Here is a 22,579-nt window from a genome sequence, read left to right on the forward strand (position 1 = left end):
ACAAAAAGGAAGGTATGAATTATGGCAAATCCAATTGTTACAATTGAAATGGAAAATGGAGATATCATGAAGGCAGAGCTTTATCCGGATATTGCTCCAAATACAGTGAATAATTTTATCTCATTGGTGAAGAAAGGGTATTATGACGGTTTGATCTTCCATCGGGTGATCAATGGATTTATGATCCAGGGAGGCTGCCCGGAAGGAAGAGGAACCGGCGGGCCGGGCTATCACATCAAGGGAGAGTTCTCTCAAAATGGGGTGGAGAATCCGCTGGCTCACACAGAGGGGGTCCTTTCTATGGCAAGGGCTATGCATCCGAATTCAGCAGGGTCCCAGTTCTTTATCATGCATAAGACGTCACCCCATCTGGACGGAGCTTACGCGGCTTTCGGAAAGATCATTGAGGGCATGGATGTGGTCAATAAGATCGCGGAAACTCAGACCGACTATCAGGATCGTCCGTTAACTGAGCAGAAGATGAAGAAGGTTACGGTAGACACCATGGGTGTGGACTATCCGGAGCCAGAGAAAGAATAGAGGAACCAGCAAACAGATGGAACGATTTTATCAAAATACGGCAGTCAGGGTCATCCTGGCATTGGTGTGCTGCGCCTTATGGGGCAGCGCATTTCCGTGTGTAAAAATCGGATATGAAATGTTTCAGGTGACGGGAGCGGGCAGTCAGATTTTATTTGCGGGCTGCCGCTTTTTCCTGGCGGGAGTTCTTACATTCTTAATGGCCTGTCTGCTGGAGCGGCGGGTCGTGAGGATCAAACGATCTTCCGTGCCTTATGTATTTGGACAGGGAGTCCTTCAGACCACGATCCAGTATGTCTGCTTTTATATTGGGCTTTCAAATACCACTGGATCCAAGGGATCGGTGATCAATGCCTCGAACGCCTTTTTTTCTATTATTATGGCGCATTTTCTGCTGAAATCAGAGAAGATCACTTGGAGGAAGGCCCTTGGCTGTGTGGTCGGTTTCGCGGGAGTGATCGTGATCAATCTGGCGCCGGGCGCTTGGGGAAGCGGCTTCCATCTGGCGGGAGAGGGGCTGATCCTGCTCTGCTCCTTTGCCTACGGGACCAGTTCTGTTACCTTGAAAATGATTTCTGATAAGGAAAGTCCAGCCGCGATCACGGCGTATCAGCTATTGTTTGGAGGCGCGCTTTTGATCCTGATCGGAGTGATGACGGGAGGAAGAGTAGGGCATTTTACACTTAAGTCCGCGGCGCTCCTATTTTATCTGGCCTTATTATCCACGATCGCCTTTACCTTGTGGGCAGAACTTTTGAAATATAATCCGGTAGGCCGGGTGGCGGTATTCGGCTTTAGTATTCCAGTATTTGGAGTAGCGCTGTCAGCGCTGCTGCTGGGGGAAGATATTTTCCGGTTTCAAAATCTGGCGGCCCTTGTATTGGTAAGTCTGGGGATTATTGCGGTGAATCTGCCGCCTTGCAAAAAGACCGGGGATAACGTACAATAGGAACAACAACCACTGGGAGGCGTTGAGATTGATGGATAGACAGACGGATATGGTGCAGGCAGAACAACTGATATTCGAGTATGAGAAACGGGATGAAGAAGGCAACGTGATCGGCGCTTCCCGTGCCATTGACAAGGTGGATCTGGATGTGAAAGAAGGACAGTTTATTGCCATCTTAGGCCACAATGGTTCTGGAAAATCTACGCTGGCAAAGCATATAAACGCCATTCTTGTGCCAACAGAGGGAACAATCTGGGTAGATGGAAAGGATACGAAAGATCCGGAGGAATTGTGGAATGTGCGCCAAAGCGCCGGTATGGTCTTTCAAAATCCAGATAACCAGATCATTGGTACTGTAGTGGAAGAGGATGTGGGGTTTGGACCGGAAAATCTGGGAGTCCCTACGGATGAGATCTGGCAGAGAGTGGAGGAAAGTCTAAAAGCGGTGGGTATGCTTTCTTACCGCCATCATTCTCCTAACAAATTGTCAGGAGGGCAGAAACAGCGGGTGGCCATTGCCGGGGTTGTAGCTATGGAACCAAAGTGTATTGTTTTGGACGAGCCTACCGCAATGCTGGATCCTATGGGACGCAAAGAAGTCCTTAAAACCGTACAGAAACTGCGGGAGCAAAAACAGGTAACAGTGATTCTGATCACTCACTATATGGAAGAAGTGGTGGATGCGGATAGAATTTATGTAATGGATCACGGGCATGTTGTCATGGAGGGAACGCCAAGAGAGATATTCTCAAGAGTAGAGGAACTAAAAAACTACCGGCTGGACGTGCCTCAGGTGACGATCCTGGCGGATGAACTTAAGAAACGGGGACTGGATCTCCCGGCAGGGATCTTGAAAAAGGAAGAATTGGTGGAAGCATTATGTCAATTAAAATAGAGCATTTGAATTATATATACAGTCCTGGGACGGCGTATGAAAGACAGGCGCTCAAAGACATCTGCCTGGAGCTTCCCCATGGAGAATTTGTTGGGATCATCGGCCATACGGGTTCCGGGAAATCTACATTGATCCAGCATTTGAACGGGCTGATCAAGGCCACCAGCGGGAAGATCTATTATAATGGAGAGGACATTTACCAGGAAGGGTACGATATGAAGGCTTTGAGAAGCCAGGTGGGCCTGGTCTTCCAGTATCCAGAGCATCAGTTGTTTGAAGTGGACGTGATGACGGATGTGTGCTTTGGCCCTAAGAATCTGGGACTTGGCCCGGAAGAATGTAAGGAACGGGCGCTGGAGGCCCTGCGGCTGGTGGGCCTGAAGGAGAAATATTATAAATCTTCGCCTTTTGAATTATCGGGAGGCCAGAAACGGCGGGCCGCCATAGCGGGAGTCCTGGCTATGCATCCTAAGGTGCTGGTCCTGGATGAACCGACAGCCGGACTGGACCCTAAGGGAAGAGACGATATCCTGGATCAGATCGCATATCTCCATCAGGAGACGGATATGACGGTGATCCTGGTTTCCCACAGCATGGAAGATATCGCCAAATACGCCGACCGTATCGTGGTGATGAACCAGGGAGAGGTTCTTTATAATGATACGCCCCGGAAAGTATTTGCCCACTATCAGGAACTGGAACAGGTGGGGCTTGCGGCGCCCCAGGTAACTTATATCATGCATGATCTAAAGGAAAAAGGATTTCCGGTCAGCGTTCATGTAACTACGGTACAGGAAGCGGCAGATGAGATCATGAAAGCACTGGAGAGGGAAGCATGATTCGAGATATTACGATTGGACAATATTATCCCGCAAAAAGTATACTGCACAGACTGAATCCAAGAGTGAAGATCGTGTGTACCCTTTTGTATCTGGTTTCTTTGTTTTTATTTCGGAGTATTCCGGGCTATCTGGCGACAACGGTGTTTCTGATCGCGGTCATCCGCATGTCGAAAGTGCCCTTGTCCTATATTATGAAAGGGCTGAAGCCGATCATTTTCCTGCTTTTGATCACGGTTTTGTTCAATCTGTTTTTGACCAGAAGCGGGGAAGTGCTCTTTCAGAAATGGATCTTTACGATTACGGCGGGAGGGCTTCAGACGGCAGTATATATGGGAATCCGGCTGATCTATCTGATCATCGGTTCCTCTTTGATGACATTTACCACAACGCCCAATGAACTGACGGACGGGATCGAGGCGCTGCTTGGGCCGCTCAAGAAGCTCCGTGTGCCGGTCCACGAGGTGGCCATGATGATGTCCATAGCCCTGCGGTTCATCCCGATCCTTCTGGAAGAGACCGATAAGATCATGAAAGCCCAGATTGCCAGAGGCGCAGATCTGGAAAGCGGCAATCTGATCCAGCGAGCCAAAAGCATGATTCCGATCCTGGTACCCTTGTTCGTGTCCGCGTTCCGGCGGGCCAATGATTTGGCGATGGCTATGGAGTCCCGATGCTACCGGGGCGGTGAGGGAAGAACCAAGATGAAACCGCTGAGGTATCGGAGCAGAGATTATATTGCGTATATTGTTGTAATTGTTTATGTAATAGCGGTGGTACTGATCGGAAGGTACGTGCCACTGCATATCTGGGTGTTTTAATTGTAATTTGGGACGTAGTATTTTGCAAAAATACTACGTCCCAAATTGAAAGATGCCCTGTACCCAATGGAGGTTCTATGAAAAGAGTCAGAATTGTTGTCGCTTATGACGGAACGGATTACTGCGGCTGGCAGATCCAGCCCAATGGGGTTACGATTGAGGAGGTTTTGAATAAGTGTCTGAAGGCGCTGACGGGAGAGGAAATCCGGGTGATCGGCGCGAGCCGTACGGATTCCGGGGTTCATGCTCTGGGGAATGTGGCGGTGTTTGACACGGAGTCCAGGATTCCGCCGGAGCGGATGGCTTACGCTATGAATCAGCGGCTGCCGGAGGATATTGTTGTGGTCCGGTCGGAAGAGGTGCCTCTTGACTGGCATCCCCGCTATCAGTCCCAGATCAGAAAGACTTATGAATATCATATTTACAACGCGAAATCCAAGAACCCGCTGCGTCGGCGTTATGCCGCGTTCGTTTCTTTTCCTCTGGATATCGAAAAGATGCGGGAAGGGGCGGCATATCTTATGGGAACCCATGATTTTGCAAGTTTCTGCTGTATCCGCTCTAATGTGGAAGATACCGTGCGGACCATTGACGACATACAGATCCGGCAGGAAGGGCCGGAGATCACGCTGAAGGTCAGCGGAAGCGGCTTTTTATACAACATGGTGCGGATCATTGCCGGAACACTGATCCGGGTGGGAAGAGGTTTCTATACTCCGGAGATGGTCCGGGAGATCCTGGAAGCGCGGGAGCGGACGTCAGCCGGAGTGACAGCGCCGCCGGAAGGGTTGGTTTTAGTGGAGGTGTGTTATGGAGAATCGGATCTATTTTGACAATGGGAGTACGTCCTGGCCCAAGGCGCCCGGTGTGGCGCAAGCAGTGGAAAAGCTTTTGACGGAAGGCGCTTTCAACATTAACAGGGGAAACTATGAGGGAGCTTATGAGGTGGAAGGAATGGTGCTTGAGACCAGAGACCAGCTTGCGGACTTGTTCCAGGCCCCTTCCTCCAGAAATGTGATCTTCACGCCAGGTATTACCTATTCCTTGAATTACTTTATCAAAGGTTTTCTGCGGTCAGGGGATCATGTGATCATTACCGGGATCGAACACAATGCGGTCATGCGGCCTCTGTGGCAGATGAAAGCGGAAGGAGTGGCCTTCGATGTGGCAAAAACAGATGAGGAAGGAACGGTGGACCCGGAGAGTGTGGAAAAATTGATCCGCAAAGAGACGAAAGCGGTCATTGTTTCTCATGCGTCCAATGTATGCGGAACCATTGTGCCGCTCCGGGAAATCGGAGAAATCTGCCGCCGCCATCACATATTTTTTGTGGTGGACAGCGCCCAGAGCGCTGGAACGCTGGAAATCAATATCAAAGAATGGGGGATTGATTTTCTCACCTTTACAGGACATAAAGGACTGCTTGGACCTCAGGGGATCGGTGGTTTTGTGGTGTCGGAAGAATTGGATCAGGAGATGGCCCCGCTGATCGCGGGCGGAACAGGAAGCCAGTCGGATTCTTATGAGATGCCCCGGATGCTTCCGGATAAATATGAAAGCGGGACCATGAACCTGCCTGGGATCGCGGGCCTTCATGCCGCCTTATCCTATCTTCAGGCAGCAGGGATCTCCCGGATTTATGAAAAGAAAATGGAGCTGACCGGATATTTTCTGGAACAGACAAGAGAGATTCCGGATTTAAGAGTGGTGGGAAAGCAGGGGGTGCAGGACCGAACCGCGGTCGTGTCCATTGATTTTCAAAAGATAGACAACGCGCAGGCGGCTTTTGAGCTGGAGCAGCGGTATGGGATCATGACCAGAGTCGGCCTGCACTGCGCGCCTTTGGCCCATAAGACCCTGGGCAGTTATCCCAGGGGAACAGTCAGGTTTGCTTTTAGCGGGGCAAATACAAAGGATGAGATTGATATCTGTGTAAAAGGAATTCGAGAATTGTTTTCAGTATAGAAACAGTCGATAAATTTTGGAAAACATAAGAAAAATCAATGATCCAAGGCGGTGGATTTCATTGTTTTGCTTTAGAAAACATGTTACGGTAAATCTAGTTCAGACAATTTGGCGCAGGCTGGATTGTATAGTCACGAAAGAAGCAAGGAGGAATGTAAAATGGCTGATTACCGTAAAATGTGGGAAGAACTGGGGATGGATCTGGAGACTCACGATCAATTGTGCGAAGTGCTTCCACAGGCGTTTGGGGATGTGTATCTATCCCAGGAAAACCGTCCGGAGGGCATGGATTACTATAATATGGTAGTCGCTGATATCCACGGGATCCGCCCGGCAGAGCTGATCGAACATCAGAAGAAAGGCGGAAAAGTCTTTGGAACTTTCTGCGTATATGTACCGGATGAGATCGTATTTGCGGCAGACGGGATCGCGACAGGTCTGTGCGGCGGTTCGCAGTTCTGGGTGCCGGGTGGGGAGAAAGTGCTGCCTACGAATACCTGCCCCTTGATCAAAGCGTCGGTGGGAGCAAGATTGGATCGGACTTGCCCGTTTTTCCGGATCGCGGATATCTATGTGGGCGAGACTACCTGCGATGGAAAGAAGAAAGCTTGGGAGATTCTGGGAGAGGACGTTCCGGTCTATGTGATGAACCTTCCTCAGATGAAGCGGGCGAAAGACGTGCAGGCATGGGCGGAAGAGATCGCGGCTTTCAAAGATAAAGTGGAAGAAGTTACAGGAAATCAGGTGACAGCAGAGAAGCTGGCTGAAAGCATCCGCCTGATCAACGGAAAGAGAAAAGCCCTGGAACGCTTATATGAAACCCGGAAACAGGAGAATCTTCCGATCAGCGGACGGGATGCGCTTTTGATTTCTCAGATCGCTTTCTATGACGATCCGGGGAGATTCACCCAGATGACGAACAAGCTGTGCGAAGAGCTGGAGCAGCGGGTGAAAGATGGCGTCAGCGTGTTTGAAAAAGGAACAAAACGGATCATGCTGACAGGTACGCCTCTGGCGATTCCAAACTGGAAGCTTCACAATATTGTAGAGACCAGCGGAGGAGCAGTTGTCTGTGAGGAAATGTGTACGGGAACCCGTTACTTTGAACACCAGGTGGATGAAAGCGGACGGACTCTGGAGGAGCAGATTCAGGCCCTGGCTGAAAGATATATGAACATTAACTGCGCTTGTTTCACGCCAAACAGCGGAAGGATCGACGATATCCTGCGGCTGGCCAAAGAGTACAAGGTGGATGGGATCATTGATGTAAATCTGAAATTCTGCGGCCTCTACGACACAGAAGGATACTTTGTAGAGCGGGCGATGAAAGAAGCGGGAATTCCGGTGCTTGGCATTGAGACAGACTATACGGATAGTGATGCGCAGCAGCTTCGTACGAGGGTAAGCGCGTTTATCGAGATGCTGAATAACTAGAGAGAAGAGTCAGAAGGAAGTGTCTGTATGGATCAGATCCAGCATTATGTGTTGTTTCCCAACCACGACAACGGGATGCGTCTGTATCAGGAATTAAAAAAGCTGGGATTAAAAGTGACGATCGCGCCAACACCCCGGTCTGCCAGCAAATGCTGCGGTATTTCCCTGATCGTGCAGGAGAAAGATCTGGACAGGATTCGTGCCTGTATCCGGGAACATGAAATAGAGATCTTGAAGATCGCGGCGATTAAACGGGATATCAACGCAAATAGAGACAAATATTGTTAGTAAAAAGATTCGGCTATAAGGCCTGGATTTTGAGAGATATTCTCGAAATCCGGGCCTTTCTGCGTGAGAACCCTGGAAACCGGGACGGGTTTGTGATAAGATAGAAACCAAAGTTGAAAACAAACATCCAGAAAAAGTTTGCGGATAAAAAGGAGTGTTGATTATGACAAAAGTAGATATTATTTCAGGATTCCTGGGAGCCGGGAAGACCACCTTCATCAAAGAACTGATCAATAAGGTGTTTGCCGGGGAAAAACTGGTGCTGATCGAAAATGAATTCGGGGAGATCGGAATTGACGGCGGTTTCTTAAAAGATGCGGGAATAGAGATCACAGAAATGAATTCCGGCTGCATCTGCTGTACTCTTGTGGGGGATTTCAGCAAGGCGCTTCAGAAGGTGCTGGAAGAATATCAGCCGGATCGGGTAATGATCGAGCCCTCTGGCGTAGGGAAGCTTTCGGATATTGTAAAAGCTATCGAGGACGTAAAAGCAAACGCCGATATAGAGATCCATGGAAGGATCACAGTGGTAGATGGGAAAAAGGCGAAAGTGTATATGAAGAACTTCGGAGAATTCTTCAAAGATCAGGTGGCCCATGCTTCCACCATTGTGATCAGCCGGACCCAGTCTATGTCCGCGGAGAAGATTGAGGAATGTGTGCACATGCTCAGAGAAGAGAATGGAGAGGCAACCATTATTTCTACGCCATGGGAAGAATTGGGGAAAGAAGCGATCATCCGCGCCCTGGAACATGGGGCGGAGATTGAAGGAATCCTGGAGGAGCACAGCCACGATCACGAGCATCATCATGACCATGATCATGATCACTGCTGCGGCCACGACCATCACGATCACGACCATGACCACGAGCATTGCAGTGACCACGACCATCACGATCATGATCACTGCTGCGGCCACGATCATCACGATCATGACCACGACCATGATTACTGCTGCGGCCACGACCACCACCATCATCACGCGGACGAGGTGTTTACAAGCTGGGGAAGAGAGACTGCCCACAAATATACAGAAGAGGAACTGGATTTCATTTTGAAAGCGCTGTCTGAGACGGAAGGCTATGGAACGATCCTGCGTTCAAAAGGGATCATCGCAATGGCAGACGGAACATGGAAACAGTTTGACCTGGTGCCGGAAGAGTATGAAGCGCGAAAAGGACAGGCGGACTATACAGGCCGTATCTGTGTGATCGGAACGGATCTGAAAGAAGAGGAGTTGGAAAAGCTGTTCCATATTTAATGAAAGAGCAGGCTAGAAAGAAAGGCAGGTGTTCTCAATGAGCACACCAGTATTTGTATGTACTGGATTTTTAGACAGCGGAAAGACCACATTAGTAAAAGATACTCTTATGAAGCAGGACTGGATCGAACCCGGACTGACGCTTCTGATCCTCTGCGAAGAAGGGGAAGAGGAATATTCGGAAAAATATCTGGAAGAAAATGAGATGAAGCTTTTGACTGTCGAAGAGCCGGAACAGTTAAACAGAGAATTCTTTGTCAACTGTGAGAAAAACTATCGTCCATCCCAGGTCGTCATCGAATATAACGGCATGTGGAATCTGGGAGAGCTGCTGTCCAAGAAATATCCCAAAGGATGGGAGATCCAGGGAATCTACTCTACGGTAAATGGAACGACGCTGGATATGTATCTGAAGAATATGCGCAATCTTCTAATGGAACAATTGACGGAATCAAGTTTGATCGTAGTCAACCGCTGCGACAAACAGGTGGATCGTTCTGGCTTCCGAAGGGCGCTGAAGGTACAAAACCCAATGGCGCAGCTGATCTTCGAGGACCTGGACGGCAATATCATACAACCGTCAGAGGATGATCTGCCCTACGATGTAAAAGGAGATAAAATCGTGATCCAAGACATGGATTTTGGTGTCTGGTATGTGGATGCCTATGATCATCCGGGGCTTTATCTCCATAAGGAGATCGAGTTTGTGGCTCAGGCGTTCCGTCCCAAAGGAATGGGAGAGGATATGTTTGTCCCGGTGCGCAAGATCATGACCTGCTGCGCCAATGATATGCGGTTCTATGGATACCCGTGCAAAATAGAAAATAAAATGAAAATTCCGTTAAAAAAATGGGTCCGTGTAACGGCCAGGTTTGAGTTTGAGCCAATACCGCCCTATGGGAACAGGCAGCCGGTTTTACATTTGGTCAAGATGGAACCGGCGAAAAAACCGGAAGAAGAAGTGGTGTATCTGGGGTGATCGGGATTTACAGAATGTAAGGCGGCGGAAACGCCGCCTTACATTCTGTAAATCCCATCTTTTTTGGACAGAAATCCCCACCCTTATCCTGATTCTCTCTGATGCAACAAAAAAGATTTGTGAAATGGAAATAGCCATGTTGACAAACAATATTATATAACATATAATATTGTTAAAACAAATATATTTGTGGGTAAATAATATTATAAGATTCACTAAAAGGGGTGAGGACATGGTATTTAACACCGGAGCCGCCCTTCTGGATGCGATCGTACTTGCGGTAGTATCGCGGGAGAAGGAAGGAACTTACGGTTATAAGATCACACAGGATGTGCGCAGAGCCATTGACGTCTCTGAATCAACGCTGTATCCGGTCCTGCGCAGACTTCAGAAAGACGAATGTCTGGAAGTCTACGATCAGCAGTTTGACGGAAGGAACCGAAGATATTATAAAGTGACGGATAAGGGAGTGGCGCAGCTGAATCTTTACCGTGTAGAATGGAAGAATTATTCGACAAAGATCAATGAGTTATTTGAGGGAGGTGTGACCGCATGAACCGCATTGAATTTATGACAGAATTAGCCGCGCTGCTGCAGGATGTCCCAGTAGAGGAACGCAGAGAGGCGATGCGGTACTATAATGACTATTTTGACGAAGCGGGAAAGGAGAATGAGGCGCAGGCCGTTTCAGATTTAGGTGATCCGGCGAAGGCGGCGGCCAAGATCAAAGAAGAATTAGGCAGTCAGAATAAAGCGGGAGAAGAATATAAAGAATACAGAGAGACCGGGTATCAGGACACCCGGTTTGAGCAAAGAAACGTGCCCGGCGGAAGAGGGCAGCAGGGGAACAACAATGTATTGAAAATAATCCTGATCATTCTGATCATCGTGATCGGCGCGCCGATTGTTCTTCCGATTGTGACCGGGCTGCTGGGCCTTTTGGTTGGCGCGCTGGCAGTGGTTTTTGGGATTTTTATCGCGCTGGTCGTTTTGTTCCTGGCCCTTGCGGTTACCGGCGCCGCCCTGGTGTGCGCGGGAATTGTGAGTTTGGTTCCGGAGATCGCGGTAGGCCTTGCTCTGATCGGTATGGGTCTGATCCTGGCGGTGATCGGCGTGATCGGAACAGTAGCCTGTGTAAAACTCTGCATGGTGGTATTTCCAAGTTTGTTCCGCTGGATCGTGAATCTATGTCGGAAACCTTTTCATAGGAAGGCGGTGTGATAAGGGATGAAAAAGCGATGGAAAGTCTTCTGGATTGTGTGCGGGATCACAGCTGGGATAGGGTTTGCCTGCTGTATCGCGGCGCTGGCGCTGGGGGTCACCGTAGAGATGTTGGAAAACCGTTTTCCTAACGGGATTGGGATCGTATCTGGAAACCATGGGTCAGAGAGTACCTCGGAGTCCTATGGCGGGGTTCAAAAGATCGATATGGACTTAGCCGCCGGAGAAGTGATCGTCCTGCCTTCAGACAACCAGGAGACGGTCGTGGTGGAGACGGAGAATATCAGCCGGCGGCTTAAGTTTTCTACTTATATGGAAGGAAATGAATTGAAGATCACCTCCGCGAAATGGCTGCTTTTTGGAGAACACATAGGCAAGGGGAAGATTTATGTATATATTCCGCAAAATCAGACAATGGAAGAGGTTTCTCTGGATATGGGAGCGGGAAATCTAACGGTAGAGAACCTGTGGGCAAAGAAATTCTCGCTCTCTGTGGGCGCGGGTGACGCAGAGGTGTGGGATTTTACGGCGCAGGAAGCAGACTTTGACTGCGGAACCGGAAAGATCACGGCTTGCGGGGGAGCCAGCCGCGGGATAGATATTGACTGCGGCGTTGGTGATATAGAATATACGGCTTATGGAAATGAAAGGGACTACAATTATGATATTGACTGCGGCGTCGGCGACGTGGTGATCGGAGCGAATGAGTATTCCGGGCTTGGAAGAAGCAAGAACGTCAATAATGGGGCGGACCGAGAGATCAGTATTGATTGCGGAGTCGGAAAAGTCAATGTCGCGTTTGACAGCAGTCGTCAGGCAGCCGGACCGAGAATGGCGGCGCGGCGGACCGCGGATTTTTAAGCAGAAGAAAAGGAGGAATTTCTATGGAAACAAAGCGACTTTACCGTTCCCGGGAGAACCGGATGGTCTGCGGAGTATGCGGCGGCATCGCGGAATATTTTGGGGTAGACCCCACACTGATCCGGCTGCTGCTGGTCTTGATCGTGTGTACGGCCGGTTTTGGGATCCTGGCCTATTTTATCGCGGCTATTATTATACCGGACAGGCCGCAGATATAGAGACAAAATCTTTCTGCCAAAATGAATAACTCTGCCGCCTTTTGTACATACTCCAGAAAAAGAAAGGGGTATGACAGATGGCGGGAAAGAATCAGAAACCAATCCGGTTAGAAGAATTAACGCAGGAAGAAAAGATGAAATACGAGATCGCGGAAGAACTTGGACTTCTTGACAGGGTCCTGGAAGAAGGATGGCGCTCATTGTCTTCCAAAGAAACCGGCAGGATTGGCGGCCTGCTTGCAAGGAGAAAGCGGGCTGCGGGAAAAAAATAACAAAATTATTAAGAACTGTGAACATTTTGTTAGAAACCTTGAAAACACACCGCCTGTTTGCTATAATCGGAAAGCTGGAAGAAAGCGATAGCAGGTGGAAACATGAGTGCCAAGATAAATGTTTTGGATATTGAAATCGATAATTGTACAGCTAAAGAAGCAATGAAGAAAGCAGTGGAGTATCTGGCCACGGAACCGGCCAATATGATCGAGATGGTAACGGTAGATGCCATTATGCAGCTGGATGAAATGACAGAGATGAGAAAAGAATTCAGTCAGTTCGATCTGGTGCTGGCGGGCGATCGGATGATCCTGGAAGCGGCGGAAGTTACAGACCGCAAGTATCTTCAGGAGACGGAGAATCATGTTTTCTTAAAAATGTTTCTGCGGTATCTCCATAAAAACCACAAGAGGATATACCTTCTGGTGGAGTCGGAAGAAGACGGACAGAATTTTTATGATTATCTGGAACGGCATTACGGCGGCGTCCAGATTGTGGGAATGGCGAAAGTATCCGCTCAGAACCGGGCGGATGATATGCTGGTCAACGCGATCAACGGCGGAGAGATCGACTGTGTCTTATCTGCTTTGGCGGCTCCTCTCCAAGAAGAGTTTATTGTGCGGAATAGGAACCTTTTGAACGCGGGGCTGTGGCTTGGACTTGGATGCGAGATGCTCCCGGTGCGGCGCGCGGGGTTTGGAAGAGGACGGATCAGCCAGTTCCTTGTGAAGATGATCTTTAAAAAAGAGATGGAGAAACGAAAAAATAGAACGTAAAAAAGAGGAAATTAACAAAAAATCGTAATTTCCTCTTTCTTTTTTTGTAAAAATATATTAAGATAAATTTTGAAGTATGCATTTTGACAAAATAATTTCTTTTTTTGTTGTGAAAAATGCATATTGTAACGAGTGGAGGAGATAGAATATGATATCTAATCAAATACTTCAAAATACAATTGAAGGATTGAAGGGGATCACAAGAATTGATTTTTGTGTCATGGATACAGACGGAAAATCTCTTGCCAGTACATTTTCGGAGCAGGAAGACTATGAAGATGAGGTGCTATCTTTTGTAGGTTCACCCGCGGACAGCCAGGTAGTCCAGGGATATCAGTTCTTCAAAATCTTTGACGAACACCAGCTAGAGTACGTTCTTTTGGCAAACGGCGGAAGCGATGATGTATATATGGTAGGGAAAATAGCCGCGTTTCAGATCCAGAATCTTTTGGTGGCTTACAAGGAGCGTTTTGATAAAGATAATTTTATAAAAAATCTTTTGTTGGATAATCTGCTTTTGGTGGATATTTATAACCGTGCCAAAAAATTACATATTGACACAGAAGTCAGACGTGTTATCTTTATTATTGAGACAAAACATGAGAAAGATTCCAATGCCCTTGATAATATGCGCGGTCTTTTGGGCAATAAAGCCAAAGATTTTGTTACGGCAGTGGATGAAAAAAATGTGATCGTGGTCAAAGAGCTGGAGGAGCAGGATGGTCCTGCGGAACTGGAAAAGACGGCGGAGAATTTCTACGAAATCTTGAAAAATGACGGCGAGGAAGAGATTCTCATCGCATATGGGACGATCATCAATGATATCAAGGAGGTGTCAAAATCCTATAAAGAAGCGAAGCTTGCCCTTGATGTAGGGAAAATTTTCTTTAGCGAGAAGAATGTTATTGCGTTCAGCGAATTGGGGATTGGAAGGCTGATCTATCAGCTGCCTGTCCCGCTGTGCAAGATGTTCATTCGAGAGATATTTGAGGGGAAATCACCGGATGATTTTGACGAAGAGACGTTGACTACCATCAACAAGTTCTTTGAAAATAATCTGAACGTGTCAGAGACATCCAGACAGCTGTATATTCACAGGAACACTCTGGTATACCGTCTGGATAAGCTTCAGAAGAGCACAGGTTTGGATCTGCGCGTTTTTGAAGATGCCATTACTTTTAAGATCGCCCTTATGGTGGTAAAATACATGAAGTATATGGAGTCACTGGAGTATTAGTAATTAGGAGGAACATATGATTGAATTAAAAGAAGTTACAAAGGAGTATTCCAAGGGGATCTCTGCTTTGAATGGAGTGAACCTGAAGGTGGAGAAGGGGGAGTTCGTCTTCATTGTAGGTGACAGCGGTTCCGGGAAATCTACATTGATCCGTCTTATTATGAAAGAGCTGGATCCCACATCAGGAACGATCATTGTCAACGGTCAGAACCTGAATCGGATGAAACATAGAAAGATTCCGATGTACCGCAGGAGACTGGGGGTTGTATTCCAGGATTTCCGACTTTTGAAGGACAGGAATATCTATGAGAATATTGCTTTTGCCCAGCGAGTGACAGAAGTCCCCACAAGAGTGATCAAGAAGAAGGTGCCGGCAGCCCTTTCGCTGGTAGGTCTGGCACAGAAATATAAATCCTTCCCTCGTGAGTTGTCTGGAGGAGAACAGCAGCGCGTAGCCATTGCAAGGGCGATCGTAAATGAGCCGGCGATCCTTCTGGCAGATGAGCCTACGGGAAATCTGGACCCGACAAATTCATGGGAGATCATGAAGCTTTTGGAAGAAGCCAACGACAGAGGGACGACCGTCCTTGTCGTTACTCATAACCAGGAGATTGTAAACGAAATGAAGAAGCGGGTGGTTACAATGAAAAAGGGGGTCATTGTAAGCGACGAGAAAAAAGGTGGGTATAAATAAATGAGGATAAGTACATTTGGATATTCGATGAAACAAGGAGTAAAGAACATAGGAAGAAACAAGATGTTTTCCATTGCTTCCATTGCGACGATGGCTGCTTGTATTTTCTTGTTCGGGCTTTTTTATTCCATCGTACTCAATTTTAATTACATTGTAGCCAAGGCGGAAGAGAGTGTTGCGATCACCGTTTTCTTCGAGGAAGACACGACAGATGATCAGAAAGAAGAGATCGGGAATCAGCTGGAAACGGCGGATGGTGTTTTAAGCGTGACATACGTAAGCGCGGACGAAGCCTGGGAAAGCTTCCAGGAAGATTATTTCGGAGGATCAGAAGAAGCGGCGGCGGGATTCGCTAACGACAATCCATTGGCTACTTCAGACAACTATGAAGTTTATATGGCGGACGTGTCCAAACAGGATGATGTGGTCGAGTTCGCGGAGAGCCTGGACGGCGTGCGGATGGTCAATAAATCAGATACTGTGGCAGATACGCTGACCAGTGTAAACAGGCTGGTGGGATACATATCCGCGGCGATCATCCTGATCTTGCTGGTGGTATCTGTTTTCCTGATCAGCAATACCGTTACCATGGGTGTTACGGTAAGAAGAGAAGAGATCGCGATCATGAAATATATAGGGGCCAAAGACGGGTTTGTCCGGGCGCCGTTCGTGTTCGAAGGCCTTCTGATCGGAGTCATCGGAGCGCTGATTCCGCTGGTGGCGCTGTATTTCATGTACGATAAGGCGGTACAGTATATTATGACCAGGTTCAGTCTTTTGAACAATATTATCGATTTCCTGCCGGTTACAACTGTATATAGAACGCTTCTTCCGGTAGGCATCGCGCTGGGAGTCGGAATTGGATTCCTGGGAAGTTTCCTGACGATCAGAAAGCATTTAAGAGTATAAGTTTCAGGGGAAAATTATATAGGGGGTACATAAGATGCGAGGAAAGAAGATCATCAGTATTTTATGCGTATTGTCTCTGTGCTTTGGGATGACGTTCCAGGTACAGGCGACAGGTCTCCAAGAGAAGAGGGAGCAGCTTAACGATCTGGAGAAGGAAAAGGCCGCCGCTGAGCAGGAGAAGGCAGACCTTTCAAAACAGCTTGAGACGGTCGTGGCTGAAATGGAGACCATGAAAGGTGAGATCGAGAAGAAAGAAGCGGAGATCACCGTCAAGGAGGAAGAACTGATCCAGGCTCAGATTGATGAGAACGATCAATATGAGAGTATGAAAAAGCGGATCAAATACATGTATGAAAACGGCAGCAGCCAGTTTATCGAGGTGCTGTGCGAGGCTAAAGATATTACAGATTTTCTGAACAAGGCGGAATATATTTCAAATATTTCGGATTACGACAGAGATATGCTCAAACAGTTCCAGGATATTGTGGCCGAGGTGGAAGCGCAGGAAAAACAGCTTCAGGCAGAATACGATGAGATGGAACAGATGCAGAATGATCTGATCGAGAAACAAAGCTCTATTGAATCCTTGATCGATGCGAAAGATACCGAGATCGGGGAGATGTCGGATCAGCTTGCGGAATTGAAGGAAGCTGTGGCTACGGCGGAGCGGAAGCAGCAGGAGCGGGCTTCTTCTTATTCCAACAGCGCGGGGGCGTCCGTGGTGACGGGGAATGGGACTTTTACACATCCATGCCCTGGCTATACAAGAATCTCCAGCTATTTTGGATGGAGAGAGCAGCCGCTGCCGGGAGCCAGTACGAACCACAAAGGCATGGATTTTGCGGCGCCTACTGGAACGCCGATCTACGCGGCCGCGGGAGGCACGGTTACCTCAGCGGGGTACAGCGGCAATGCCGGGAATCTGATCATCATCAATCATGGAAATGGCCTGCAGACTTACTATATGCACTGCCATCAGATTTATGTCCGGGCAGGGCAGAAGGTGAGCAAGGGACAGAATATTGCGATCGTGGGTACGACAGGAAACTCGACGGGGCCGCATCTGCATTTCCAGGTAATGTCCGGCGGGACGCCTGTGAATCCACAGAATTATTTGTAGATAGGACTGAACAGATATGAAATATCAAAAGAGATTTTGGCAGGGGGCGCTGTGCGGCGCCCTTGCTGTATTGCTGGGAGCAGGGCTGGTGTCCTGTGCCGGAAGATTCCCCTTTGGCGGGGGAGATACGGTCTCTGATGTGACGGAGGAAAAGCTTTCCCAGATCCAGGCGCTGATCCAGGAGGAATATCTGGGCGAAGTGGACGAAGAAGCATTGCAGACGGGATTGTGCCAAGGCTATGTAAATGCCCTGGAAGACCCTTATTCTGTATATTACGATGAAGAACAGACTACTGCTTTGATGGAATCTACTCAGGGAGAATACGGAGGGATTGGAGTGGTCCTGACACAGAATCTGGAGACAGGGATCACAGAGGCATCCAGCGTATATGAGGATTCTCCGGCAATGGAAGCCGGGATGCAGGATGGAGACGTGATCTATAAAGTGGACGGGGAAGATATGTCCGGTAAAGATTTGGAAGAGATCTCCGGAAGCATCAAAGGAGAAAAGGGAACCGCTGTCGAGATCACTGTCCTTCGGGGAGAAGATCAAGAGGAGATTACTCTTACGGTCACCAGGGATACTATACAGGCGGAAACTGTAGAATCCCGCATGTTGGGAGACGGCGTGGGATATCTTGCTGTCAGTGAATTTGACGATGTGACATTTGACCAGTATCAGGGAGCCATGACAGAGCTGGAAGCAGAAGGCATGGAAGGTTTGATCGTGGATCTGAGGGGAAATCCGGGAGGAAACCTGGATACCGTCTGCCAGATCCTGGACCTTATGCTTCCGGAGGGGTTGATCGTGTATACAGAAGATAAGGATGGCAACCGGCAGGAGTCTACTTCGGATGGGGAGCATAAGATCGATATGCCGCTGGTAGTGTTAGTAGATGGAAACAGCGCCAGCGCGGCGGAGATTTATGCGGGAGCCATTCAGGATCATGGAATCGGCAAGATCGTGGGAACCCAGACTTATGGGAAAGGCGTGGTTCAGTCTATCTATGATCTGGGTGACGGAACCAGCTTGAAACTGACGGTGGCAGAATACTTTACGCCTAACGGAAGGAGCATTGACGGGGAAGGGATCACTCCGGATGTGGAAGTGGAATATCAGCCGGATGAAAAGAACCCAGAGGCGGATAACCAACTGGACCGGGCAGTTGAAGTCCTGCAGGAAGAGATGAAATAGCAAAAATATAGTGAGGGATGAAAAGGGAATGTCAAAAGGGGCATTCCTTTTTTTTAGGCCATATGATAAAATAGAAAAGAATATGGAATGATAAAATGCCCTTATTGTTGGGCGGAAAGGGAAGTATATGCGGACGATCATTCAAAACGGATGGGTAGTGGATCCACTTTCCAGAACAGTGGAGCAATCAGATGTTCTGATCGAAAACGGCAGGATTCAAAAAATAGAAAAAGAGATCCAAGAGAAAGGCGGCAAGATCCTGAAAGCCGACGGCTGCTATGTGATGCCAGGATTTATCGATCTCCACGTGCATCTGCGGGATCCGGGACAGGAATATAAAGAAACTCTGGGAACCGGAGGAAAAGCGGCGGTAAAAGGCGGGGTAACCGCTCTCTGCGCTATGCCTAACACACGTCCCCCTATCGATGATGGGGAGAAATACAAAGCCGTTCAAGAACGGGCAAAAGAAGAGTCGCCGGCCCGCGTCTTTCAGTTGGGGGCAGTGACCAAAGGACAAAAAGGAGAAGAGCTGGCAGATATTAAAGGAATGGCTGAGGCTGGCTGCGTGGGGATCAGCGAGGACGGCAAGTCTGTCATGAACGCGTCTCTCTATCGGAAGGGAATGAAGCTGGCAAAAGAGTGCGGAATGACTGTATTCGCTCATTGTGAAGATATCCATATGGTAGAAGGCGGCGTCATGAACGCTGATGAAAACGCCGGGCGGCTGGGAATGAAAGGGATCACCAATTCTGTAGAAGACGTGATCGTCGCAAGAGATATCCTGCTGGCAAAAGAGACAGGGGTAAAACTGCATCTGTGCCACTGCTCCACCGCGGACAGCGTTAAGATGGTAGAAGAGGCTAAAAAAGCCGGCCTTCCGGTAACTGCTGAAGTGTGTCCCCATCATTTTATCCTGACCTCTGACGATATCCCTGGAGACGACGGAAATTATAAGATGAATCCGCCATTAAGGAGCAGGGAGGATGTCGAAGAACTGCGAAGAGGGCTGAAGGAAGGGATCATGGATGTGATCGCCACAGACCACGCCCCTCATGGCGAAGAAGAGAAGAATCAGTCTATGAAGAAGGCGCCGTTTGGGATCGTGGGATTGGAGACGTCGGCGGCTCTTACCTATACGGAACTGGTGAAAACAGGCATCTTGAGCATTGTGGATATGGCGGATAAGATGAGTTTCCAGCCGGCCAAGATCCTGGGATTGGCAGAGCAGGGAAGCGTCACGGAAGGAAAGATCGCGGATCTTGTGATCTTTGACCCGGAAAAAGAGTATGAGATCGACCGGGAAACCTTTGTGTCTAAGGGAAAGAATACGCCGTTCCATGGCCGAAAAGTCTGGGGAGAAGTGAAATACACCCTGGTTGGCGGCCGTGTAGTATACGAAAATGGGCAAATTTAGAAAGTGATAAAAAGAGCAGGAGGAAAAAGAATTGATCAATCGATTAGTGGAAAATATAAAAAAGACAAATGCGCCGATCGTGGTGGGATTAGACCCGATGCTGAAATATGTGCCGGAGCGGGTGCAGAAAAAAGCGTTCGCTGAATATGGAGAGACATTAGAAGGAGCGGCTGAAGCAGTCTGGCAGTTTAATAAAGAGATCGTGGACAAGACCTGGGATCTGATCCCGGCGGTGAAGCCGCAGATCGCCATGTATGAACAATTTGGGATCCCAGGGCTTGCGGCCTTTAAGAAGACGGTGGACTACTGCCGGGAGAAAGGGCTGGCAGTGATCGGAGACATTAAGAGAGGGGATATCGGCTCTACATCGGCGGCTTATGCCGCGGGGCACTTAGGACGTGTCAATGTGGGAAGCAAGACCTATGTGCCCTTTGGGGAAGATTTTGTGACAGTCAATCCCTATCTTGGCTCAGACGGGGTCAATCCATTCCTGGATGTATGCAGAGAAGAGAAGAAAGGGATTTTTGTCCTTGTCAAAACGTCCAATCCATCCAGCGGAGAATTCCAGGACCAGAAGATTGACGGAAGACCGCTCTATGAGCTGGTAGGAGAGAAGGTGGCAGCCTGGGGAGAAGACCTGATGGGGAAGGATTACAGCTATGTAGGCGCTGTAGTGGGCGCTACCTATCCGGAGATGGGGAAAGTGCTGCGCAAACTCATGCCCAAAGCCTATATTCTGGTGCCGGGATACGGCGCCCAGGGCGGAAAGGGAAAAGACCTGGTACATTTCTTCAATGAGGATGGACTGGGAGCCATCATCAATTCTTCCAGAGGCATCATCGCAGCCTGGCAGCAGGAGAAATATGCTTCCTTTGGAGCGGAACATTATGGAGAGGCGGCCAGAGAAGCGGTATTGGATATGAGGAAAGATATCCAGGAAGCTCTGGAAGGCCAAAGATAGGAATAGAAGAGAAGCAAAAGCGAGGAAAAGCGGTTATGAGTAAATATAAAGAACATGCCCTGGTCTGTTCCCAGGAGCAGATCGGGACAGATATCTGGAGCCTGTGGATCCAGACGGGAAATATTGCAAGAGAAGCGGGACCGGGCCAGTTTCTGTCCGTTTATACCGGAGACGGGACCAAATTACTGCCGCGTCCCATCAGTATCTGTGAGATCGACCGGGAAAGAAACCGGATCCGCCTGGTATACCGGGTAACAGGTCCGGGTACTGGAACCGAGCAGTTCTCAAGAATGAAAGCGGGAGATATTCTTGAGGTAATGGGACCGTTGGGAAATGGATTCCCTACAGATTTCAAGGGAACGGTATTCCTGGTAGGCGGAGGCATTGGGATTCCGCCAATGCTGGAATTGGCGAAGGAGATTTCCGCAGACAAGAAAATTATCTTAGGCTACCGAGATGAGCAGTATCTGGCCGAGGAATTAAAGGCCTGCGGAGAGGTGTATATAGCTACGGAAGACGGCAGCGCGGGAACAAGAGGAAATGTGCTGGATGCCATCCGGGAAGGCGGCCTGGACGCGGACGTGATCTGCGCCTGCGGGCCTACGCCAATGCTGCGTGCTTTGAAAGAGTATGCCGCGGAAAAAAATATATTATGCTATCTTTCCTTGGAAGAGCGGATGGCCTGTGGGATCGGCGCCTGTCTGGGATGTGTCTGCCAGTCCACGGAAGTGGACGGCCACAGCAATGTCCGCAATAAGCGGGTCTGCAAAGACGGTCCGGTATTCCTGTCAACGGAGGTGGAGTTATCATGAATACAAAGGTAAAGATTGCGGGTGTGGAGCTGAAAAACCCGGTTATGACGGCCTCCGGGACTTTTGGGTCAGGCGAGGAATACAGCGAGTTTGTAGACTTGAACAAGCTGGGAGCGGTGGTGACCAAAGGAGTCGCCAATGTGCCCTGGGAGGGGAATCCAACGCCCAGGATCGCCGAGACCAGCAGCGGGATGCTCAATGCCATCGGACTGCAGAATCCGGGAGTAGATGTGTTTTGTAAAAGAGATCTGCCATTTCTGCAGAAGTTTGATACGAAGATCATTGTGAATGTCTGTGGCCATGCGCCGGAGGAGTATCTGGAAGTTGCAGAACGCTTATCGGAGGAGAAGATCGATCTGATGGAGATCAATATTTCCTGCCCGAATGTAAACGCGGGATTTCTGGCCTTTGGACAGGATGCTTCCCATGTTGAGAAACTGACGGCGCAGATCAAACGGATCGCCGCACATCCGGTGATCATGAAGCTGACCCCAAATGTAACAGATATTACAGAGATCGCCAAAGCGGCGGAAGCGGGAGGGGCAGACGCGGTCTCTCTGATCAATACGCTGACAGGAATGAAGATCGATGTAAACCGAAGGACATTTGCTCTGGCAAACCGGACGGGAGGATTGTCCGGCCCGGCGATCAAGCCCGTGGCCGTTCGTATGGTTTATCAGGCTGCCCGCGCGGTAAAGATCCCTGTGATCGGAATGGGGGGCATTGCCAGCACAGAAGATGCGCTGGAGTTTATCCTGGCAGGGGCCACAGCCGTAGCCGTCGGGACCGCGAATTTCAGGAATCCCCGCATAGCGGAGGAAATCGCGGATGGCATAAAAACATATATGGAACACGCAAAAATTGACGATATCCAGGAATTGATCGGAGGTGTAAGATAAATGGCTGGATGTGGAACA

Annotated in this window: 26 protein-coding genes; all 26 read left to right on the top strand. The window is 48.9% G+C overall.

Annotation, left to right across the window (positions count from 1 at the left end; genetic code table 11):
- Positions 1-21 precede the first annotated feature (21 nt).
- The 26 genes from FND36_04570 (at position 22) to FND36_04695 (ending at position 22,561) form a co-directional block, all read left to right on the top strand.
- Positions 22-540, top strand: a complete 519-nt coding sequence (locus FND36_04570; protein QDW73377.1) for a peptidylprolyl isomerase — start codon at positions 22-24, stop codon at positions 538-540.
- A 16-nt stretch (positions 541-556) separates the two neighbouring features.
- Positions 557-1,489, top strand: a complete 933-nt coding sequence (locus FND36_04575) for a DMT family transporter (GenBank protein QDW73378.1) — start codon at positions 557-559, stop codon at positions 1,487-1,489.
- A gap of 31 nt (positions 1,490-1,520) precedes the next feature.
- Positions 1,521-2,384 carry an energy-coupling factor transporter ATPase gene (locus tag FND36_04580; GenBank protein ID QDW75534.1) on the top strand — a complete coding sequence of 288 codons (864 nt, stop codon included), beginning with the start codon at positions 1,521-1,523 and terminating at the stop codon, positions 2,382-2,384.
- Entirely contained in the window at positions 2,369-3,223 is an 855-nt protein-coding gene (locus FND36_04585; GenBank protein QDW73379.1) for an energy-coupling factor transporter ATPase, read from the top strand. Before FND36_04580 ends, FND36_04585 begins: the two co-directional genes overlap by 16 nt.
- Positions 3,220-4,044: an energy-coupling factor transporter transmembrane protein EcfT gene (locus tag FND36_04590; protein QDW73380.1), complete on the top strand. Its 825-nt coding sequence runs from the start codon at positions 3,220-3,222 to the stop codon at positions 4,042-4,044. The genes FND36_04585 and FND36_04590 overlap by 4 nt, the downstream gene beginning before the upstream one ends.
- Positions 4,045-4,121: 77 nt before the next feature.
- Positions 4,122-4,877 carry a tRNA pseudouridine(38-40) synthase TruA gene (gene truA / locus FND36_04595; protein QDW73381.1) on the top strand — a complete coding sequence of 252 codons (756 nt, stop codon included), beginning with the start codon at positions 4,122-4,124 and terminating at the stop codon, positions 4,875-4,877.
- Positions 4,855-6,009 (top strand): aminotransferase class V-fold PLP-dependent enzyme, encoded by a 1,155-nt coding sequence (locus FND36_04600; protein ID QDW73382.1) that lies wholly within the window; start codon positions 4,855-4,857, stop codon positions 6,007-6,009. Before truA ends, FND36_04600 begins: the two co-directional genes overlap by 23 nt.
- A gap of 159 nt (positions 6,010-6,168) precedes the next feature.
- Positions 6,169-7,443, top strand: a complete 1,275-nt coding sequence (locus tag FND36_04605) for a 2-hydroxyacyl-CoA dehydratase (protein ID QDW73383.1) — start codon at positions 6,169-6,171, stop codon at positions 7,441-7,443.
- Positions 7,444-7,470: 27 nt separating this feature from the next.
- A complete protein-coding gene (locus FND36_04610) occupies positions 7,471-7,731 on the top strand; it encodes a DUF3343 domain-containing protein (GenBank protein ID QDW73384.1) in 261 nt (86 codons plus the stop codon).
- A 163-nt stretch (positions 7,732-7,894) separates the two neighbouring features.
- Positions 7,895-8,992: a GTP-binding protein gene (locus tag FND36_04615; protein ID QDW73385.1), complete on the top strand. Its 1,098-nt coding sequence runs from the start codon at positions 7,895-7,897 to the stop codon at positions 8,990-8,992.
- A gap of 37 nt (positions 8,993-9,029) precedes the next feature.
- Positions 9,030-9,971 (top strand): hypothetical protein, encoded by a 942-nt coding sequence (locus FND36_04620; GenBank protein QDW73386.1) that lies wholly within the window; start codon positions 9,030-9,032, stop codon positions 9,969-9,971.
- A 232-nt stretch (positions 9,972-10,203) separates the two neighbouring features.
- Positions 10,204-10,527: a PadR family transcriptional regulator gene (locus tag FND36_04625; protein QDW73387.1), complete on the top strand. Its 324-nt coding sequence runs from the start codon at positions 10,204-10,206 to the stop codon at positions 10,525-10,527.
- A complete protein-coding gene (locus FND36_04630; protein QDW73388.1) occupies positions 10,524-11,192 on the top strand; it encodes a DUF1700 domain-containing protein in 669 nt (222 codons plus the stop codon). Before FND36_04625 ends, FND36_04630 begins: the two co-directional genes overlap by 4 nt.
- Positions 11,193-11,198: 6 nt before the next feature.
- Positions 11,199-12,053 (top strand): DUF4097 domain-containing protein, encoded by an 855-nt coding sequence (locus FND36_04635; protein QDW73389.1) that lies wholly within the window; start codon positions 11,199-11,201, stop codon positions 12,051-12,053.
- A gap of 23 nt (positions 12,054-12,076) precedes the next feature.
- Entirely contained in the window at positions 12,077-12,271 is a 195-nt protein-coding gene (locus FND36_04640; GenBank protein ID QDW73390.1) for a PspC domain-containing protein, read from the top strand.
- A 77-nt stretch (positions 12,272-12,348) separates the two neighbouring features.
- The gene (locus FND36_04645; GenBank protein QDW73391.1) at positions 12,349-12,543 is read left to right on the top strand and encodes a small, acid-soluble spore protein, alpha/beta type; all 195 of its coding nucleotides are present in this window, start codon (positions 12,349-12,351) and stop codon (positions 12,541-12,543) included.
- A gap of 102 nt (positions 12,544-12,645) precedes the next feature.
- Positions 12,646-13,320, top strand: a complete 675-nt coding sequence (locus tag FND36_04650) for a WecB/TagA/CpsF family glycosyltransferase (GenBank protein QDW73392.1) — start codon at positions 12,646-12,648, stop codon at positions 13,318-13,320.
- A 148-nt stretch (positions 13,321-13,468) separates the two neighbouring features.
- Positions 13,469-14,557 (top strand): PucR family transcriptional regulator, encoded by a 1,089-nt coding sequence (locus tag FND36_04655; GenBank protein ID QDW73393.1) that lies wholly within the window; start codon positions 13,469-13,471, stop codon positions 14,555-14,557.
- A 16-nt stretch (positions 14,558-14,573) separates the two neighbouring features.
- Positions 14,574-15,251 (top strand): cell division ATP-binding protein FtsE, encoded by a 678-nt coding sequence (gene ftsE, locus FND36_04660; protein ID QDW73394.1) that lies wholly within the window; start codon positions 14,574-14,576, stop codon positions 15,249-15,251.
- The gene (locus tag FND36_04665) at positions 15,252-16,160 is read left to right on the top strand and encodes an ABC transporter permease (GenBank protein QDW73395.1); all 909 of its coding nucleotides are present in this window, start codon (positions 15,252-15,254) and stop codon (positions 16,158-16,160) included.
- Between the two features lie 34 nt (positions 16,161-16,194).
- On the top strand, positions 16,195-17,280 hold the full coding sequence (locus tag FND36_04670) for a peptidoglycan DD-metalloendopeptidase family protein (protein ID QDW73396.1): 1,086 nt from the start codon (positions 16,195-16,197) through the stop codon (positions 17,278-17,280).
- A 16-nt stretch (positions 17,281-17,296) separates the two neighbouring features.
- A complete protein-coding gene (locus tag FND36_04675) occupies positions 17,297-18,475 on the top strand; it encodes a S41 family peptidase (GenBank protein ID QDW73397.1) in 1,179 nt (392 codons plus the stop codon).
- Positions 18,476-18,602: 127 nt separating this feature from the next.
- Positions 18,603-19,889: a dihydroorotase gene (locus FND36_04680; GenBank protein QDW73398.1), complete on the top strand. Its 1,287-nt coding sequence runs from the start codon at positions 18,603-18,605 to the stop codon at positions 19,887-19,889.
- Between the two features lie 31 nt (positions 19,890-19,920).
- A complete protein-coding gene (pyrF, locus tag FND36_04685) occupies positions 19,921-20,850 on the top strand; it encodes an orotidine-5'-phosphate decarboxylase (GenBank protein ID QDW73399.1) in 930 nt (309 codons plus the stop codon).
- A gap of 35 nt (positions 20,851-20,885) precedes the next feature.
- The gene (locus FND36_04690) at positions 20,886-21,662 is read left to right on the top strand and encodes a dihydroorotate dehydrogenase electron transfer subunit (GenBank protein QDW73400.1); all 777 of its coding nucleotides are present in this window, start codon (positions 20,886-20,888) and stop codon (positions 21,660-21,662) included.
- Positions 21,659-22,561, top strand: a complete 903-nt coding sequence (locus tag FND36_04695; GenBank protein QDW73401.1) for a dihydroorotate dehydrogenase — start codon at positions 21,659-21,661, stop codon at positions 22,559-22,561. The genes FND36_04690 and FND36_04695 overlap by 4 nt, the downstream gene beginning before the upstream one ends.
- The last annotated feature ends 18 nt before the right edge of the window (positions 22,562-22,579 follow it).

Source organism: Lachnospiraceae bacterium KGMB03038 (assembly GCA_007361935.1).
GTDB lineage: Bacteria > Bacillota > Clostridia > Lachnospirales > Lachnospiraceae > Massilistercora.